At 62.6% G+C, this 17,827-nt stretch carries 15 protein-coding genes; 6 read left to right on the top strand and 9 right to left on the bottom strand.

Annotated features, from left to right (window positions below; genetic code table 11):
• Positions 1–17: 17 nt before the first annotated feature.
• On the top strand, positions 18–1,187 hold the full coding sequence (locus CATRI_RS12350; RefSeq protein WP_290218027.1) for a glycosyltransferase family 4 protein: 1,170 nt from the start codon (positions 18–20) through the stop codon (positions 1,185–1,187).
• On the opposite strand, the gene CATRI_RS12345 is transcribed toward CATRI_RS12350, so the two are convergent.
• The 3 genes from CATRI_RS12345 to CATRI_RS12335 all read right to left on the bottom strand — a co-directional run bounded on the left by CATRI_RS12345 (position 1,188) and on the right by CATRI_RS12335 (position 4,541).
• The gene (locus CATRI_RS12345; RefSeq protein ID WP_290218025.1) at positions 1,188–2,114 is read right to left on the bottom strand and encodes an NAD-dependent epimerase/dehydratase family protein; all 927 of its coding nucleotides are present in this window, start codon (positions 2,112–2,114) and stop codon (positions 1,188–1,190) included.
• A gap of 51 nt (positions 2,115–2,165) precedes the next feature.
• On the bottom strand, positions 2,166–3,488 hold the full coding sequence (locus CATRI_RS12340; protein ID WP_290218023.1) for a nucleotide sugar dehydrogenase: 1,323 nt from the start codon (positions 3,486–3,488) through the stop codon (positions 2,166–2,168).
• 264 nt (positions 3,489–3,752) lie between these two features.
• A complete protein-coding gene (locus CATRI_RS12335; protein WP_290218021.1) occupies positions 3,753–4,541 on the bottom strand; it encodes a class I SAM-dependent methyltransferase in 789 nt (262 codons plus the stop codon).
• A 42-nt stretch (positions 4,542–4,583) separates the two neighbouring features.
• On the opposite strand from CATRI_RS12335, the gene CATRI_RS12330 reads away from it, so the two are divergent.
• Positions 4,584–5,705 (top strand): glycosyltransferase family 4 protein, encoded by a 1,122-nt coding sequence (locus tag CATRI_RS12330; protein WP_290218019.1) that lies wholly within the window; start codon positions 4,584–4,586, stop codon positions 5,703–5,705.
• Here the strand turns inward: CATRI_RS12330 and CATRI_RS12325 are convergent.
• Positions 5,644–7,167 carry an MmpA family trehalose lipid delivery protein gene (locus CATRI_RS12325; protein WP_290218015.1) on the bottom strand — a complete coding sequence of 508 codons (1,524 nt, stop codon included), beginning with the start codon at positions 7,165–7,167 and terminating at the stop codon, positions 5,644–5,646. The two genes, CATRI_RS12330 and CATRI_RS12325, sit on opposite strands and share 62 nt — an antisense overlap.
• Positions 7,116–8,297 (bottom strand): PorA family protein, encoded by a 1,182-nt coding sequence (locus tag CATRI_RS12320; RefSeq protein WP_290218013.1) that lies wholly within the window; start codon positions 8,295–8,297, stop codon positions 7,116–7,118. The genes CATRI_RS12325 and CATRI_RS12320 overlap by 52 nt, the downstream gene beginning before the upstream one ends.
• A gap of 59 nt (positions 8,298–8,356) precedes the next feature.
• Between CATRI_RS12320 and CATRI_RS12315 the strand changes: the two genes are divergently transcribed.
• A complete protein-coding gene (locus tag CATRI_RS12315) occupies positions 8,357–9,529 on the top strand; it encodes an acyltransferase family protein (RefSeq protein WP_290218010.1) in 1,173 nt (390 codons plus the stop codon).
• On the opposite strand, the gene CATRI_RS12310 is transcribed toward CATRI_RS12315, so the two are convergent.
• The 3 genes from CATRI_RS12310 to CATRI_RS12300 are packed head-to-tail and all read right to left on the bottom strand — an operon-like array spanning position 9,445 to position 13,287.
• Entirely contained in the window at positions 9,445–12,585 is a 3,141-nt protein-coding gene (locus tag CATRI_RS12310; RefSeq protein WP_290218008.1) for an alpha-(1->3)-arabinofuranosyltransferase domain-containing protein, read from the bottom strand. The genes CATRI_RS12315 and CATRI_RS12310 overlap by 85 nt on opposite strands.
• A gap of 10 nt (positions 12,586–12,595) precedes the next feature.
• Entirely contained in the window at positions 12,596–12,793 is a 198-nt protein-coding gene (locus CATRI_RS12305; protein WP_290218007.1) for a DUF2613 domain-containing protein, read from the bottom strand.
• 20 nt (positions 12,794–12,813) lie between these two features.
• Complete coding sequence (locus CATRI_RS12300) at positions 12,814–13,287, bottom strand: universal stress protein (protein ID WP_290221184.1); 474 nt, start codon at positions 13,285–13,287, stop codon at positions 12,814–12,816.
• Between the two features lie 90 nt (positions 13,288–13,377).
• Here CATRI_RS12300 and CATRI_RS12295 point away from each other — a divergent pair, with 90 nt between their 5' ends.
• The 3 genes from CATRI_RS12295 to CATRI_RS12285 all read left to right on the top strand — a co-directional run bounded on the left by CATRI_RS12295 (position 13,378) and on the right by CATRI_RS12285 (position 16,715).
• Positions 13,378–14,523, top strand: a complete 1,146-nt coding sequence (locus tag CATRI_RS12295; protein ID WP_290218004.1) for a glycoside hydrolase family 3 N-terminal domain-containing protein — start codon at positions 13,378–13,380, stop codon at positions 14,521–14,523.
• A 52-nt stretch (positions 14,524–14,575) separates the two neighbouring features.
• Positions 14,576–16,282: a VanW family protein gene (locus CATRI_RS12290; protein ID WP_290218002.1), complete on the top strand. Its 1,707-nt coding sequence runs from the start codon at positions 14,576–14,578 to the stop codon at positions 16,280–16,282.
• A gap of 91 nt (positions 16,283–16,373) precedes the next feature.
• Positions 16,374–16,715: a DUF2200 domain-containing protein gene (locus CATRI_RS12285; RefSeq protein ID WP_290218001.1), complete on the top strand. Its 342-nt coding sequence runs from the start codon at positions 16,374–16,376 to the stop codon at positions 16,713–16,715.
• A 94-nt stretch (positions 16,716–16,809) separates the two neighbouring features.
• On the opposite strand, the gene CATRI_RS13600 is transcribed toward CATRI_RS12285, so the two are convergent.
• Positions 16,810–17,799, bottom strand: coding sequence for a tyrosine-type recombinase/integrase (locus CATRI_RS13600; protein ID WP_353959726.1), 990 nt, complete (start codon positions 17,797–17,799; stop codon positions 16,810–16,812).
• Positions 17,800–17,827: the final 28 nt, after the last annotated feature.

Genomic DNA, 17,827 nt, shown 5'->3' with positions numbered 1-17,827 from the left:
CTGCGCATCCTCGCGTCTTGTTCATTACTGAAGCCCGCCTAGCCCGCAAGGGGGAAAGCTGGGTAGCGCTAGATGGCGTCAATGGTGATACACAGTGGCGACGCTACTCTCTAGATGACTGCGACACCGCCCTGCTAGCTCGTGCGACCCAGTCTCCGGGCGAGGGCGACCCAGTTTCAGTCTTCGACGTCATCGCACTCAGTAACTATCAAGGTCTGGGAGGTGCTATCAAGACTGCACCTCGGATTGCTCGCGAGATCTTCTCTGCTGTCCGATCTGCCGATCTTTTGGTGGTGCGTACCCCTGGCCCGCTCTCGACCTTGGCAGTTCTTGCTGCGCGTGTAAGCAAGATCCCCTATGCAGTTGAAGTCGTCGGTGACATCTACGAAGTCTTAGCTCTTGGCTCAATTCCAGGTATTAGGCGCTTGGCCCCGCTAGGGAGGCTTGTCACTCAGTGGATTTGCGCGGCAGCTTCAGCTGGGCGTTTCGTTACCCGTGAGACGCTGCAGCAGACGTACCCGGTTAAGAATGGCCCCACGATCGCCATCAGCAATGTTCAGATTGCAGATTCTCAGATATGCCAAACGCCCCGCTTGTCCCGCCACCACCGAAATGAACTCCGCCTTATTGCAGTGGGCACACAGGAAGTGCCCTACAAAGGCCACGACATCGCGCTTCAAGCGGTTGCTCTCTTGTGCAGAAATCATCCTTCCATCGATTTCTCGCTAGAGCTGGTCGGTGGAGGCAGACTCCACGAGGAACTCAAGTCGCAAGCCCAGACACTGGGAATCGACGACTCGGTGAGTTTTCGCGGGCAGTTGTCACCTAAAGAGGTAGTCGAGGCGATCGATAACGCCGACGTTCTCCTGCAACCTTCATTGTCGGAGGGATTGCCCCGGACAGTTATTGAAGCTATGTCACGAGCCCTTCCAGTTGTAGGGTCTCGCGTTGGTGGAATCCCGGAGCTCGTAGCGCCGGAATTCCTAATCAACCCAGGTGATGCGGAAGAATTAAGTAGTATTCTTGCATTGCTTCTCGACGACTCGGTCTACCACAAGCAGTCGAGCAGGTCGCTTGAAGAGAGCGCAAAATACGCTCTCTCGGAGCTTGATCATCGCTTCGCAACCTGGTCGGACTGGTTGAGCTCCATCGCTCACCGCCGCGAGGTAGTGGGGCAGGATATTTAGCTACTGAGACTTGTACCAGGCCAACGTCTCAGCAAGTCCTTCTCGCAGGTCCTTTTCTTTAACTTGGGGGAATAAGGTCAACAGCGAGGAATTAGCAGCCTGAGAGTGTTTAACGTCTCCTGGGCGAGGGTCTTCGTAGATTCGCTCGACCGGGGAACCGACCAGAGACTCTAGCTCGGTGAGGATTCCATGGAGGTCGGTGCGGGTATCAAAGGCCAGGTTGACCGGTTCGGGATGGCTCACCCGTCGCTCGACAGCGTCGAGTAGCACACTGCAAACGGTGCCTACGTAGGTGAAGCTGCGGGACTGGGTCCCATCGCCATAAATAGTTACCGGCTGGCCCTGGATGATGGCATCGAGGAATCGCGGGATTACCGCAGCGTAAGCATGTCCAACGCTTTGCCGGGGACCAAATACGTTGAAAAAGCGGAACGCGAGCGTCTCCATTCCGTAGGACTCCTGATGCGCAAGAACATACTGCTCTCCAGCAAGCTTCGTTACCGCGTATGGGCTCATGGCTCGGACCCACTCACGCTCGTGTTTCGGCAGGGCTGGGTTGCGCCCGTAAACCGAGCTAGACGACGAGAACACCAAGTGATTGACGTCGGCCCGGCGGGCAGCTTGCAGCACCGCAAGTGTTCCGTTGATGTTGACGTCATTGGTGCGGTGCGGGTCCTGAATACTGCGGGGCACGGAACCCATCGCCGCCAGGTGGACAATTGAATCGGCACCCTGGAAGACGGGAACGAGTTCTTCCTCGTCGAGAATGCTCATTTCCACGAAATCGAGGTCTAGGCCCTCCAGGTTAGCCTTCTCCCCGGTGGATAGGTCGTCGACGACAACGACGGAGTGTCCCGACTCCAGCGCGAGGCGTGCGAGGTTTGAACCAATGAATCCTGCTCCACCGGTAATGACGATTCTTGACATACGGTAATTACCTTCTTTTGCTCGTGGGTGGTTGTCTATCGAGATTCTTGACTAGAGGCGTTGAACGGCCTTGGAATTGACGTTGAGCTTTCCCCGAGTGTCCAGGATGACTGTGGACTGCGCTGACAGTTGTTCCAGGTCATACTCTTTGTGTGCCTGAAGAAAGACAACAATGTCAGCCGACTCCACGGCAGAGGAGAGATCCTCGACTCGCGCTAGAGGCTCTTTAGTTAGCAGACCATGGGACTCAGGCTGCCAGCTGTCAACGAAGGGGTCATGGTAGCTGATGTTGGCACCCCAGGAAGAAAGCTTGAAGTAGAGAGGATCAGCTGGGCTTTCGCGGCAGTCGCTGACATCGGGTTTGTAGGTGACTCCGAGGAGGAGAACCTTGGCTCCATTGACGGGGATCCGTTGTTCATTGAGGAGCGACCAGACGCGCTCGGCGACGTAGCTGGGGGCAGCGTCATTGATGACTTCGGCCATCTCGAGAAGCCGGAAAGGGTAACCCAGCTCGGACTTGACTCGGTGGCTGAGGTATTTCGGATCGACGGGGATGCAGTGACCACCTACGCCGGGACCCGGGCGGAAAGCCATGAATCCGAATGGCTTGCTCTCTGCGCAATCGATGGAGTCCCAGAGATCGATGTCGAGCTCGTGGCAAATTCGGACCATTTCGTTTACCAGTGCGATGTTGACGTGGCGGAAAGTGTTTTCAAGCAGCTTGGCCAGCTCGGCCTCCTTCGTGCCGCGCGCTTGGACGACTGTGTCGACAATTTGAGAGTAGAACTCCACCGCGTGCGATTGGCAGGTCGGGGTCACCGCGCCGACGACCTTGGGAGTGTTCTTCAATCCGTACTTGGGGTTGCCGGGGTCGATGCGCTCGGGAGAAAAGGCAATGAAGATATCGGTTCCGATGTTAAAGCCCAAATCCTGGATCGCAGGAACAAGGATGTCTTCTGTAGTTCCTGGGTAAACAGTTGACTCCAAAACAATCAGAGTCCCTGACCGGACATAGGTGGCGATATCCTTCACCGCTGATCGAACCGCGCGAAGGTCGGGACCACCTCGAGGATCTAACGGGGTGGGGACGCAAATAACCACGATGTCCGCTCGACTGATCACCTCGGAATCGGTGGTTGCAGAGAATCCTGCGGCTAGGGCCTGTGAGACCTGCTGATCGGTGATGTCATCTACATGAGATCTTCCTTCATTCAGCCGGTCGACCACCGGACCACTTCGATCTAAGCCAGTGACCCGGAACCCCACTTCCGAAGCACGCATTGCTAGCGGGAGTCCTACGTACCCCTGCCCAATGACGACTAGGTGGCGTTCTCCGGGAACTGATTGCTCAGGTTTGTGACCAGAGAGGTTCACGTAAATGTCCTTCCCGCGGGCTATATATAATAGTCCCCTTATGGCGATGATGATCAGGCTCAACTTCGTTCAGATTACTATGTCGAATCTGCGTATTTGATTGGCCCCGATGTAGAGGATGCTTTCCTGCGGAACTATGCGCCAATACGTCCGGTGGTATGTGCGGAAATGCTCCCTAGTTGCTTTCGAAAGTAAATACAGTGGAGGAATGTACATGATTTGGAAACTAAATCGCTTTTCTTATAGGAAACGATTTTGCAAAAATCAATCCAGCCGTTGATGCCTACAGTATTTACGCACCACAATGACCAGGTTGGATACCAGGAACTCGCGCAGGACTGGGACGCGCACCAACCACCAGGCCCACGCAGGGTGATATCGCGGGAAGCAGAGTTCCACCTGCGCCAACCCTCGCTGCTCCAGGGACGCCGCCCAGTGCAGCCCCGCACGGCAAGAGACGTCGAAAAGCGAGGTGCCGAAGCTGTTTTTCGGAGGGTGCCCGTGCCGACGGGCGTAACGATCACGCGCAAATCCGCCCCCGACATAGTGCTCCCACAGTCCCGTCTCGTGCCCGCCGAAGGGGCCGAGCCACACGGTGTAGCTGAGCACGCACAACCCACCGGGGGCGGTGACGCGCAGCATGTCCTCGCCCATGGCCCAGGGGTCGGGGACATGCTCGGCGACGTTGGAGGAGTAGACGACATCGAAGGAACCATCGATGAAAGGTAAGTGCGCGCCGTCGCCACGCACGGAGCCGGGTACGGCGATTCCGGCTGCGGCCATCTCGCCCACATCTGGCTCGACGGGCACGTACCGGGCGCCGCGCTCGCGAAAGGCGGCGGCGAAGTAGCCGGGACCGCCGCCCACATCGAGGACCTGCCGGCCCCGCAGGGTGGTGCCGGTGAGATCGCGCAGGAGGGCTTCGACAAGCATCGCTGTGTCCTCGGCGAGCGGGCGATAGAACAGCGCTGGATCGCTTTGTTCGTGGCGGATGGAGCGCAGGAGGGACAAAGATCGCCGAAGGGTCGCGAGGTGACGAGTGTGAGCGGGCACGAATCCATCGTGCCACGGCCGGGCAGGTAGGCTGGCGGCGCTATGAAGATCCTTCTGTTGTGTTGGCGCGATTCGACGCACCCCCAGGGTGGCGGCTCGGAACGCTACCTGGAACGCGTCGGCGAGTACCTGGCGTCCCAAGGTCACGAAGTGGTCTATCGCACGGCAGGGCACACCGACGCCCCGCGTCGTTCCCTGCGCAACGGGGTGCGATTTTCCCGCAGCGGCGGCAAGTTTTCGGTCTACCCCAAGGCGTGGGGTGGAATCCTGCTGGGCCGGTTGGGCGTGGGCACGCTCGCGGGCATCGATGCCATCGTGGATACTCAAAACGGCATCCCCTTCTTCGCGCGCCTCGTTTCCGGAGTGCCGACGATCCTGCTCACCCACCATTGCCACCGCGAGCAATGGCCCGTCGCCGGCCCAATCATCGCGCGCGTGGGCTGGTTCTTGGAGTCTCAGGTCGCCCCGCGCGTGTACCGTGGCGCGCCTTATGTGACGGTGTCGCAGGCCTCGAAGGACGATCTGGTCGACCTTGGGGTTCGGGCCCAGGATATTCGCATCATCGAAAACGGCATTGACCCCGTGCCCGCGCACGTGCCCCAGCTCGCCGCGGATGGAGTGACCCACCTGGTCACGCTATCCCGGTTGGTGCCGCACAAGCAGATCGAGCACGCGATGGATACCCTCGCTGCGCTCGCGCCGGGCCGTGAGCTGGTCTTGGACATCGTCGGTTCTGGCTGGTGGGAGGACGAGTTGAGGGAATACGCCGTCGCCCGCGGCATCTCTGATCACGTGGTATTCCACGGCCAGGTGACGGAGGACTACAAGCACGCCCTCCTCGCCCGTGCCGCTGTCCACCTCATGCCCTCGCGCAAGGAAGGCTGGGGGCTGGCCGTGGTTGAGGCCGCGCAACACGGGGTGCCGACGGTCGGGTACCGCCAAGCCGGTGGCCTCCGCGACTCCATCCGCGACCACTCGACGGGCCTCCTCGCCACTGATGAGGCCGATCTCACGCGCCTCACGGCGCTGTTGCTTGACGACGCCCCCCTCCGCCACTCACTGGGCACCGCCGCGAAGCAGTGGGTCACCGATTTTTCCTGGGCTACGACGGGTGCGCGTTTCCACGAACTCCTCGTCGAACAAGCAGCACCCCGCAAGGAATAAGTAGCCAGCTGAGCAGCAAAATCGCTCCCGGCCAGATAGTCATGGGACCTTCGCCGGTTTCGTGGATGTTCTCCCCGTCGACGATGAGGCCGACCCCGAGATACTGCAGCGTGGCCATATCGCCCTGATCCCAAGCATTGCGTGCTTCTATCCACCGGACGGACGGGGCATCGACCAGCACGCCATCGACGACGAGGGCCCCGGACTCCACGGTGGAAAGCGCCTTGTTCACGGGGTTGAGCACCGTTCGACCATCGGGTAGCCAGACGATGGCGGGTGCATCGACAAAATAGACGTCGCGCCCGGCGGCCCGCTCGACCAGGGCTTCGGAGTACAAAGGGGCCGTCGTAGGGGTCAATTGCTTGAGGGCGACGGGGGCATCGGGGACCTGGAGCAGCGCGAGCGCCATGACCAGTCCCGCCACCCAATTCCGCAGGGAGGCCGCGGCCATCACGTAGGCAGGTAGGGCAAGGATGACGAGCTTGCTGCCATCACGCAGGAGCCCGGCGCCGGGGATCGAAATCACGGCCCAGTTCAGGAGTCCGGGGAAAAGCCAGATCGCGCACGCTCCACCGAGGCCGAGTCCAGCTAGAACGAGCAACGGGGTGGGCACCTGGCGGGCACCCAAGAGCAGCAAGCCAAACATGACTACCCCAGCCAGAGCGAAGCCGGCCTCCCGGGAGGCCGGCACCGCGTCAGCGTTCCAGATCCCGCCTAGGCCAACGAGCGAGCCGAGGGTGCCCACCCACCCCTCAGCGCGGGGAATGAAGGCCTCCACGGAATAGCCAAAAGTGCTGGAGATCAGCAAAATCCCCGGTATCACCCACGGGAGGGTAGCGATGAAACCGATCAGCCCCGTTACCCAGCGGAGCCTCCCACGGGTGACCGCCAGGCCGGTGGCCAGGGCGAAAAGTGCCCCCGTGGGGGTCAGCGACGCTGCCCACATGGCCAACCATGTGATCTTCATTCGTCCACTGAGGCCGGCGGCGGCGATAAGCGGAAGGAGCCAACCGGCAATGACTAACGACCAATGGCCCTGCAGGAATCGTTCCACCGCGAAAGGATTCCACAGCGTGATCGTGACCGCCGCACACCGGCCAAGTACCCCGGCTCCGGCCAGACGGGCGAGCCACAGCGCCCCGGCGACCCCGGCTATCGCGCCGGCGAGGATGAGCAGACGGGCAAACCAGGAAGCGGGCATGACCATCCCCGCTAGGGCCAGCAACCCGTCTTGGGGGACGTTGCGGGCCGGGAGATCACCGCTGCCCAGGGCTCCGGGGGACAACGCCGGGGAGTCAAGGACCAACATATCGCGCAGGGCCAACTGGCCCGGCAGAACCAGTGGCCACAGGACCGCGGCGAGGAGGAGGCCGGCGGTGAGCCACGGGAGCGTCGATAAGCGCGAAGACCTCAGGGTGTCTCCTCCACACGGCGTCGCACCAGGATCAACACCACGCCCCATACGGTGAGGAAGAAGGCTACTGCCTTGGCCAGGTAGGCGAAGGCCTGGAGCAGGGTGAGGCGCTGAAGTCCTTGCTCGGCCAACGCTGTCTGCGCGCTGGTGGTGGCCTCGTCCCACTGCATCGTGGAGTAGAAGAAGGTGTGAGTTGGGGATGGGTCATCCGCGAAGGCGCGGGCCTCCTCGTCACTTCCGGCGAAGAAAACATGGGTGAGCTCGCGATAGTCGAGGATCGTGCCGGTATCCGGCTGGACCCAAAAAGTGCGTTCCACGGTGAAATAGGAAGTCACTGACACCACATCAGTGGGTTTGTGCCCACAGCGTTGCAGCTGCTCAGGGGAGTAGAAACGATCGGCGCGGCCCGTCAGTTCTGTGGAAGTGGAACCGCTCGCGCTGCCCGGAATGAAGGCCTGCGACATGTCGGGGGCAAGGTTGCGGGGGGTGATTGTGTGGGTGAACTCATAGGCCTTGAGGCCCTTGTGCTCGAGTTCGTCGACATAATCGATTGGTTCAGACTCCTGCGTGAGGCGCTCAAAGTAATCGTAGGACTTGCGCTCGGCGGGAAAAGGGAAGAAAAACTGCAGTCCCTGGCGGGTAAATGCGGAACTGTCGTAGCCTACATCCGCATCCGGGATGACCAGGCGCATGGAACTATCTGGGTCGGGGACAGGATAAGCCGTCGAGCGGTTGATGCGCACGTGGTCCTGGATTTCGGCGACGGGTGCGTCGAACATGTACATGGTCAGCGCCGAATCGACGTTGATCTCGGAGCGCTTGTCCGTCGCGCTCGTCGTAGTCACCTGTTTGAAGTAGGAGGTCCCCTCGATGACCAGGCAGGAGTAGGGGACCTCTGTAAAGCTGCGGCCCTGGCACTCCGGGCGAGTGGCATTTTCCGGGGGAATGACTTCATCCCGCCAGGCTGCCGGGTCCAGACCCAAAGTGGCTGCGGGCTCCGTGGACACAGTCTGCGACAGGCCCACGGGCAGCGGCCTCATGAAGTTGATAACCAGCGGGGGAACGGTGGAGCCCGCGAAGAACAACAGGCCCGCGATGAGGAAAATGAGGAGAATGACTCTTCGGCCGCCGCGGGCACCCCGAGTCAACCCTGCTCGCGCTGGGACTGGATTGGACACAGGCATCCTTCCACTATGCTCGTTCGCAATAGAGAAAACTCTCGGGAGGTGGCGAGGCTGTGGTAAATCCGCCGACGCAACCGAATCGATTGCAGGGCTCACAGCCAGATATTTCCCCATCCTACAAAAGCGGGCACATCCCGGCCTTGGAGGGCCTACGCGCCGTGGCGGCTCTGGGCATTCTGCTCACCCACGTGGCTTTTCAAACTGGCGTGGATCCGGCCTCGACGGTGGGATCGATCCTCGCGCGCTTCGACTTCTTCGTCGCGGTGTTCTTTTTCCTCTCTGCCTTTTTGTTGTGGCGCCGACACCACGCCGATCGCACGGGTCCCGAGATCGGCCGCTACTTGTGGAAACGGGCGGGCAGGATACTGCCTGGCTACTTGTTCTGCGTCGTTGCGGTCATAGTGTTGCTTCCAGAGGCCTCCCGGATGAGCTGGTCGCAGATCCTGGCCAATCTCACCCTCACGCAGGTGTATGTCCCGGATGCATTGGCGCCCGGCCTGACACACCTATGGTCACTGAGTGTTGAGGTCGGGTTCTATCTGGCCCTGCCGCTCCTGGCCCTGCTCATTGGGGGTTTCCCGCGGAAGGTGCGCATCCTCCTCATCCTGGGGGCGGCTTTGCTCAGCCTCGGATGGGCCTACCTGCCCTTCGTCGCCTCCACTCCTGCCGACGGTGTGGCCAACCGACAGATCTGGCCACCAGGCTTCGCGTTGTGGTTTGCCCTGGGGTTGCTGGCTGCTGAGATAGAAGGGCGTGTGCCACGGCGAGTTGAGCGATTGTTGCGTGTGCGCTGGCCGTGGTGGATCGCCGCGATCCTGGTGGCCTGGGTGGCGGGGCAGCCGTGGTTTGGGCCCGTGGGGCTCACCCATCCCGAGCCCGGTGAATTCGTTCTGCGCGTCCTAGCCGGTGCGGTCTTCGCAGCCGTGATCGTCGGACCCGTCGCCCTGGCTCCGAGTGAAAAGGGCTGGCTGTGCAGCGCTCCTATGCAGGCGCTCGGGCGATGGTCTTATAGCATCTTCCTTTGGCATGTGGCGATGCTGTCGGTGGCCTTTCCCTTGTTGGGGATTGGCCCCTTCCAAGGCGCAACGGTCCAGGTCCTCGTACTTACCGTTGCCTTGAGCATTCCGGTCGCGGCGGCCAGCTACGTCTTCGTCGAGGAACCCGGCAACAGGCTCGCCAGGGCGGCCGCACATAGGAGCGCGACCACGAGCGAATCACCGGCATAGTCGGCGCTGGGCCAGGGGCCGCGGGCCAGCCAGGCCCCAGAGATAAGGACTGGCACCGTGGCCATAATGCTGGTGGGGAATATGGTTACCCGCCGGATCACCAACGCTGCCGCCCCGGCCAACCAGCCGGGCCAACCAGCCGTCAGCCCAATGCTTACCGCGGCGAGGACGAGGAGTCCGAGCCCGGTGCCCGTTGTTACCGCCAGGGTGGGGTCGGCCTGCCAGCGGCCGCGGCGGGTCAGAATACCGATGGCCGCCAACAATGTGAGACCACCGAGGAGGGCCCCACCGAACAACGACCACCGGTAGGGAGCCTCGCCAGCGAAGCTGAACTGCACGACCCCCGCGGTGCCGGCCGGGACCAGGAACGCCTGGGTGGCGGCGTCGATAGTCATGGGGACGAGCTCCTGCTCACCGAGGTGAGCCCGCAGCCCCGGGTTGGCGGCGCGGCCGGTGATGAGCAGTCGCGCTGAGTCGTCAGCCATGAGCGCTCGGCCGGTCATTGACCACGGTGGGGAGGGGGTGAAGCCCTCCTCGGTGAGGCTGATCCACTGGGCGCGGGTTTCCACGCGGTGCTGCCCGGCGGGCAACTCGATGAGATCGCCCCGGGAGTATTCGACGCCGTCGATAGTGACGGGGCGTCGGTTCGGTGCCTCCAGCCGCACGCTCATCGGGCGGGGGGCGGTGAAGCTGCGGATGAGCACGCCGGTGTCGACGAACAGGCGCTGGAAGAGGAATTGGCGCACGTCCGGTGAGGTATCGGGGACAGTGACCAGGCGGGAAATCTCGTGTCCGGCGATGGCCACTTCCGCCAAGCCGACGGCCTGGTTGGAGGTGAGCGTTACGCGAACATCGGCGACGATGCCCGGCAGCTGCACCTCAGTGGGTTCATTAGCGGTTAGTTCCACGGTGAGGTCGTTGACCACGACCGTCGCCGAGTCGGTGGCGGTGACTGTTACCAGTGGGTTGACCACCGGCTCGGAGGGAGTGAGCTGCAGCCACTGGCCCTGAGCTGCTCCGGGGGTGGGCCACCACGCAGTGTCGAGGCGCTGGTCCACGCTGGCGGTGAGCGAGCGGCGCGGGTCGGCCCCACCGAAGCTGGTGGCGTCAGCGGCCGAGCTACTGGCGGCGACCTCGCCGCCGCGGGACTCCACCCGGGTGAGGGGACCTACGCTGGGATAGTCCGGGACGGCGTTGCTCACATCGGAGCCTTCGCCACGGTTGGCCAGCGGTGCACTGGTGGCACCGTGGAGGGTGCCGTAATTGCGCACCGTCAGCAGGGGAGTATCGGTGACCACGTCGGCGTCGCGGTCGACGAGCTTCCTGGGCCCAGGTCCGGAGAGCGCATCCAGCAGCGCGAGCGACTCGCCTCCGCCGGCCACGCGGACAGGGGCGGCATCGCTGATCATGAGGTCGGCGTGGGGGTCGAACAGCACGATCTCGATCTGGTCCTCCGCGCCGAAGGTGGTCAGCGTACCGCCAGTCGCGTCGGCGAGGGCGTGGGCATCAATAGCAGTGGGGGTACCAACGAGGTCGTGGCGGACGAGGACGGCGCCAATGCCCAGACGACGGAGGGCGTGATACCCAGCTGCGGGATCGTGGTTCAATACCGCCATTACCCCGTCGAGCCCCCGGATGGCCTCCGGATTGACCAGGGGCACGGCATCGCGAACCGCCCACGGGATCTCGAGCAGCGGCTGGGCGGGTTCGTCGCGGGTCCACCCCCAGGTCTGGCGGGCGAAGGAGGCCTCCGGGGTAATAAGGGTCCGGGTGCCAGCTGCTTCCGAGTTGAGGTAATTCGCCGCCTCCTGCCAATAGGAGGGCACGTGCTCATAGGCCCCGCGCGGCAGGAGCCGATCCGACCAGGCCGGCGCCAGGGAGGCCGCTGCGATGAGGACCACGAGGGCACCGGCCACCTGCCGTCGACCCCCATGTGCCGTACCCATACCCGCAGGTAAACGCAACATCGACCCCAGCCCGGCGAGCCCCACGAGGAGCGGAAGGCGCACGAGAAGGTCAAACTTATGCAGGTTGCGCAGGGGGGCGCCCGCGCCGTCAAGGAACGACAACCACGGTACGGCCAGGGGCCCGTGAGCGGCGCCCAGAATGCCGACGCCCACGAAAAGCATGCCGATCCAAAGATGGCGCAAAGGGAGGTCGCGCCGGGTCAGTCCCCACAGGCCAAGAGCGGCTACCGCCACGGTAGCTAGGACAAACACCGGGGAAGAAACGAGAACGGTGCCCGCTAGGCGTTCGGTATCCACAAACGGTGCCCAGCTCGTCGTGCCGCGAAGGACTTCGACGAGGTTGAGCCAACGGGTGGTGACAAACGAGGACTCGATGTAGTCCGTGAACGGGGCGGAGTAGCGGCCCAGCACCAGCAGCGGGCCGATCCACCAGAGGCTGACCAGGAGGCAGCCGACCAACCAGCCGAAAAGAGTGCGGGCAGCGAAAGTGTCACGTCGCAACACTCGCCACAACAAGAGCAAGCCTGCCGGGGTACAGGCCGCGAGCGTGGCCGTGGCGTTGACAGACCCCATGAGTGCGACAGGGATGGTGGCCGCCGCCACGGCCCGCCAGCCCAGCTTTCCCAGCACCGCCACCATGACCCAAGGGGCGAGCATGACCGGCCAAGTCTCAGAGGAGATCGAGGTCAGCGTGCTCAGTGAGCGGGGCGAGAGCGCAAACAGGAGCGCCGCCAGCACCTGGAAAGCGGGGCTGCCGATGCGCAGGCGCTGCACCAGCAGGAGAAACCCGCTGAACCCAACGCCGAGCACCAACGTCCACCACATTCTCTGCGCCACCCAACTCGGCAACACATCGGTGAGCAGGAAGAACGCCCCTTGGGGGAAGAGGTAGCCATAGGCCTGGTTCTGCAATTGCCCGAGGGCGAAAGTATCCGTCCAGGCGTGTAAAGCGCCAGCTAAGAAACCGGCAGGGTTGGCCGCCAGGTCATGCTTGGTATCCGCCGAGGTACGTCCCGGTGATTGGGCCCACACCAACAGGGAGATGAACAGCCAGCCGATCAGGTGCTGGACGGGCGGGCGCCGGAGCATAGGGGCGGTGTTAGCCGCGAGTGCCGTACTCAGGGCCGCCCAAGAGGGCATCCTCGGCGGGGACCGCGTTTCCCTGCGGCACGGTGTCTTGCCCGGAGAATGTCGCGATCCCGATGATTGAAATGATGCCCAGGGCAATTCCCACAACCGCGCTGGCCACCACGGAGCTCAAGGCGCGGCGGCGGGCGGTTTCGGAGGAATTGGCCATGGCTCGGAATTTTAGCAGGACTATTCCCCGAATTCTTCCGGCCCTTCCGCCGGTGGGACGATAAACACAGGGATGCCCGCGTTCTGCAGGACCGAGCCCGCGGTTGAGGGCTGCCAAAGGGATCGCCAGCCGCTCATCGCCCGTGTGCCGGCGACGATGACATCGGGGCGAAGCTCCTGGGCGGCGTCGACGATCGCGCACCAGAGGGCAGTTTCCGCCTCCACGAGGTGGGCGCGGGCAGTCAAGCCGAGGGATTCGGCCAGCTCCATCCCCTCCCGGCAGGTGCTGCGCGCGGTGGCGTAGGCCGGGTCCTCGTCTTCGGCGCCGGTGACCCATTCAGCCTGGTGCAGTCCTGACATGCCGATGCTGCGGGCCGCGGTGCGGTGCATGGGCTCCCACGCCGTGAGGATTTCTACTTCGGTGGGCACGAGGAGCCGGGCGGCGTAAGTCATGGCGCGCCGCGCTTCGGCAGAGCCGTCGTAGGCGATGAGCATGGTGGTGGACACGGGGACTCCCTTTTCGCCGGTGGCATGGTGGCCCTGATTCTATCTGGGCGCTCATTCGGGCACACTGGTTGTGTGTTTATGAAGCAGGTGACATCGGTGGCAGCCGCCGTGGCGGCGTCCTGCCTCCTCGTCGGCTGCTTTTCGACGTCCCCCTCGCCCGACCCTGCGGGCACCGTCCACGGTGCTCCGGCGGCGTCGATAAGCTCGGTTCCTCCGCCGGACCCGGTCCGTGAGCGCGTGCCGCAAGACCAGCGGGCCAAAGTGGCGTCTCTCCTGGTGGTCGGGGTGGCGAATTTTGATGATGCGCTGGCGAAACTGCAGCAAGGCGCCGGTGGAATTTTCATCCCGAGCTGGGCGGATGCGGAGCTCCTGACCGCTCAGGGGCGCGATATCACCGAGCTGCGGCGCGTTATCGGGCGGCCATTTTCGGTGTCGATTGACTTCGAGGGCGGCCGCGTGCAACGCCACGAGGAGGTGCTGGGCTCGCATTCCTCGCCGCGCGAGCTGGCCTCAACAATGAGCGTCGAACAGGTTGAGGAGCACGCTCATCGCCTGGGTGAGTCCTTGCGCAGGCATGGGATCACGGTCGATTTCGCTCCGGTCATCGACGTTGATACCGCGGCGCTTGATGTCGTCGGCGACCGCGCTTTTTCCACCGATCCCACCCGGGCGGGGGAGTACGGTGCCGCCTTCGCTCGGGGCCTGCAGGCCGCCGGGATTACTCCCGTGTTCAAGCATTTCCCTGGGCATGGGCAAGCTAGCGGGGATACACATTACGAACTGGCGGTGACTCCTCCGCTGGATCAGCTCAAGGCCCATGATTTGGTCCCGTACACCATCGCCCTGCGCGAAAAGCGTGCCGCCGTGATGGTGGGCCACATGGTGGTGCCCGGTTTAGGTGAGGCGCTGCCCGCCAGCCTCAATCCGGCCGCCTACCAGCTACTGCGCAGCGGGGAGTACCCCAATGGCATCCCCTTCACTGGCCTGATTTACACCGACGACTTGGCGGGGATGCGGGCGATTACGGATAAGCACCCGCTGCCGCTGGCGGTGTCGATGGCGATTGCGGCGGGCGCGGATCAAGCCCTGTTTTCCTCCGTCTCGGATTTTAATGATGTGATCAGTAGCGTCGAGGCGGCCGTCAACACTGGCCAGATCCCCCAACAACAAATTGATGATTCCGCCTATCGGGTGCAACGGCAGCTGCTCGACTCAGGCCTCTAAGCGTGCACTCTGGAGTATGTGTTTCCTGGGTGAGCCGGTTAGTGTGTGACGTGTGAGTAAGTCAAACAGCCACGCCAAGGGTGGTAGCCGTCGAGTGACCCGGATCGTCGGGGGCACCCTCGTCGGCCTCATTGCGGTCGGCGGCATCGCCTACGGCATTGATTACGCCCTGACCAAGGGAAATATCCCCCGCGGCACCACGGTTGGCGGCGTCGCGATCGGCGGGATGGAACCGACTGCCGCGCGCGAGCTGCTGGAAACTGAACTTGGTGATGTCCCGACCCGCGCCGTCGACGTCCGCGCTGGCGAGATGGCTACTACTTTCGTCCCCGCCGAGGCCGGCATGGTCATTGATTGGCAGCAGACCGTCGACGACATCGGCACCGAATCAGCGAACCCGCTGGTCAAACTCAATGGCCTATTCGGCGGCAACTCCGAGGCGCCCATCGCCTCCCACGCCGACGAGGCGCTCCTCGCCCCCCAGCTCGAGCACTTGCAGGCACAGCTGACCCGTGATCCCGTCGATGGAGCTGTTTCTCTTATCGACGCCCGCGTCAACATCACCGATCCCATCAACGGTCAGTCCGTCGATGGCGCGCAACTGCGCACCGTCGTCACCGCCGATTGGCTCAACCCCTCCGGGGTTGAGGCCGACGCTAACATCACGCCCCCGGCCATCGATACCGACGACGTCGACAAGGCCGCCAAGGGTGACGCCGCGAACGCGTTGACCTCTGCCATCTCCGTCAAGGGCCGCAACGACGTCACCGGCGTCATCGATCTTCCCCGCATGGGCGAAGTGGTCACCTTCGTTCCCGATGCCGGGGCCCTGCGCACCGACATCAACCACGAAGCCGCCCAAGCAATCCTTACCGAAGCGCTAGGCGAGACCGAGAAAAGGAAACAAAACGCCCAGATCGCCTTCTCTGGCTCCTCCCGCACCGTCACACCCAGCGTCGACGGCGAAAAGATCAACTGGGAGACCACCCTCGGCGAGCTCAACGAACGCATCCTCTCCACTAGCGAACCCAAGCGCACGTGGGACGCCGAGTACGAGGACGACCCCGCAACCTTCACCACCGAAATGGCCCAAGTGGCAACGTTCAACGAGACCGTGGGTAGCTTCACCACCTCCGGATACTCAGCCTCCTCCGGAGTCAACATTTCCCGCGTCGCCTCCGTGGTCAACGGTGCGATCGTCGCGCCCGGCGATACCTTCTCTCTCAACGGCTACACTGGGCCCCGCGGTGCTGCTCAGGGGTACGTGGATTCGGGCATCATCATTAACGGCCGCGCAGGCGAGGCAGTCGGTGGCGGCATCAGCCAGTTCGCCACCACCCTCTACAACGCCGCGTACTTCGCCGGCATGGAAGATGTGGCCCACACGGCCCACAGCTACTACATCTCCCGCTATCCCGCGGGCCGCGAAGCCACCGTGTTCGAGGGGGCCATCGATCTCAAGTTCCGCAACAACTCCAACTATCCGGTCCGCATTGACACCTCCGTCGGCGGCGGCGATGTCACGGTCACGTTGTCAGGCGTGAAGACCGTCACCGTCGAATCCGTCAACGGCGGGCGTTGGGCCCCCACCCAGCCGCGCGAGCAACGAGTCTCTGGCTCGGGCTGCATCCCATCCGGGGGTGCCCCCGGCTTTACCACGTCGGATACCCGCATCATCCGCAACCTCTCGGGCGGGGAAATCTCCCGCGAGACCCAGACCACCGTGTACGACCCGCAGCCGATCGTCCGCTGTCCCTAAGCTGCCGCGCGCAGCTGCGCGCGCGAAAGTTTGATCCTGCGAGCACCAAAGTATGACTGTGCGCGTACGAAAGTTTGATTTAAGGAGACTCATGTCCAACGAACGCGTCTACGCCTACCCCTTCTCCGACATCTACACCCTCTACGTGGCCAAGGTCGAACGCAAGGACAGGACTGTCGCTGAGCTCGACGAGGTTCTCACCTGGTTAACGGGCTATTCCAGTGCGCAGCTGCGCACTTTCGAGGGAGATCTCCGGGACTTCTTCGCCCAAGCCCCGGCGATGAATCCACACACGGGACTGATCACCGGCGTGGTCTGCGGGGTACGCGTCGAAGAGATCGAAGATCCCCTCATGCAGCAGATCCGCTGGATGGATAAGCTCGTCGACGAGCTGGCCAAGGGGAAGAAGATGGAGAAGATTCTCCGCGGGTAGCGGACCGGTTAGTCGTGCACTCGATCTGTTTGCAAAGTCTCCGCTGTGAAGTGGGGACCGACATTGGGAGCACTCCCCTGGCTAGGGTCTCTTGCTAAGCCTCGGGTCGGTCCGAGGTTACTTGGTCAAAGAGGGAAGATTGAATGGCTTCGTCGAACTGTAATGTGTATTCGGTTCCGTCTGTGGAAACGAAGTGTAAACCCTCTGGTGTGACAGTGACATCCGAACCTCGAAAGTCAAGGCAGATCGCGGGTGAAGGAACGTCACCAAGTGATGCTCCCTGGACTGCCCGCACTAAGGCCTCACGTGGTGGTCTCGCGTAACGCATGGTGGTTGCTACGGATGCATGCCCCAGCAGACGCTGCACCGTCAAGATGTCACGATCCACTTCGTAGGCCATAGTGGCGAAACGGTGCCTCAAGGTGTGCGCTGTCCACTTGCCTGGCAAGGCTGCGCTGAGAATTGCCGACGCGGAGTGTGGCGTCAGATGCTTTCCACGTTGAGAAGGGAATGCCCATCCGTTCACCCGATTGCACCATTCCAGTAGCTCAGAAGCGAACTCTTGGCTTATCGGCACTGAGCGCTTCTTGTTACCTTTCCCGTGTACCCGCAGTACTGGGCCAGTGAACTCCTGTTCTATATCATCGCGATGAATCAACACAATCTCTCCGATGCGTAAGCCGAGCGTCGCCCCTAAGTGAATCATCAGAGCTACGCGAGGGTCAGCTGTCCTCAACGCCTCGGCGATGGCTTCTTCTGGCGCGGGACGGGGCTCACGGGGTGGTGGCGGTGGGCTTGTTAAAGAGTGTGTGGGGTTGGCGGCGCCGGTCCTTTCATGCAGGTGCGTGAAGAACTGACCGTAGACGATGTACGCGCTTCTGCGAGTCACGCTCGCCCACTTCTGCTTAGCACACCACTCTTCGAGAGATTCTGTGCTCACCGATTCTGGCGAGCAAGCCAAACCCCGAGCTAGCTGGGAGACATGGGAACGGTACAAGGCGATGGTAGAGGAGCTTAGGCCCTTCGCGTGAAGGCTTGAGAGCCATGAAGAAACAGCCCAATCCCAGCTGGTGGGGATACTCATCTGTTGACTATTATTCATAGCTCACGTT

This window comes from Corynebacterium atrinae (genome assembly GCF_030408455.1).
GTDB lineage: Bacteria > Actinomycetota > Actinomycetes > Mycobacteriales > Mycobacteriaceae > Corynebacterium > Corynebacterium atrinae.
This window is presented reverse-complemented; position numbering and strand designations above follow the sequence as displayed.

Coding starts and splice junctions, on each gene's coding strand:
- CATRI_RS12300 (WP_290221184.1), bottom strand. CDS start 13,287: ATGCTCATCGCCTACGACGGCTCTGCCGAAGCGCGGCGCGCCATGACT.
- CATRI_RS12325 (WP_290218015.1), bottom strand. CDS start 7,167: ATGGGGCGTGGTGTTGATCCTGGTGCGACGCCGTGTGGAGGAGACACC.
- CATRI_RS12305 (WP_290218007.1), bottom strand. CDS start 12,793: ATGGCCAATTCCTCCGAAACCGCCCGCCGCCGCGCCTTGAGCTCCGTG.
- CATRI_RS13600 (WP_353959726.1), bottom strand. CDS start 17,799: ATGAGTATCCCCACCAGCTGGGATTGGGCTGTTTCTTCATGGCTCTCA.
- CATRI_RS12345 (WP_290218025.1), bottom strand. CDS start 2,114: ATGTCAAGAATCGTCATTACCGGTGGAGCAGGATTCATTGGTTCAAAC.
- CATRI_RS12330 (WP_290218019.1), top strand. CDS start 4,584: ATGAAGATCCTTCTGTTGTGTTGGCGCGATTCGACGCACCCCCAGGGT.
- CATRI_RS12285 (WP_290218001.1), top strand. CDS start 16,374: ATGTCCAACGAACGCGTCTACGCCTACCCCTTCTCCGACATCTACACC.
- CATRI_RS12295 (WP_290218004.1), top strand. CDS start 13,378: ATGAAGCAGGTGACATCGGTGGCAGCCGCCGTGGCGGCGTCCTGCCTC.
- CATRI_RS12310 (WP_290218008.1), bottom strand. CDS start 12,585: ATGCTCCGGCGCCCGCCCGTCCAGCACCTGATCGGCTGGCTGTTCATC.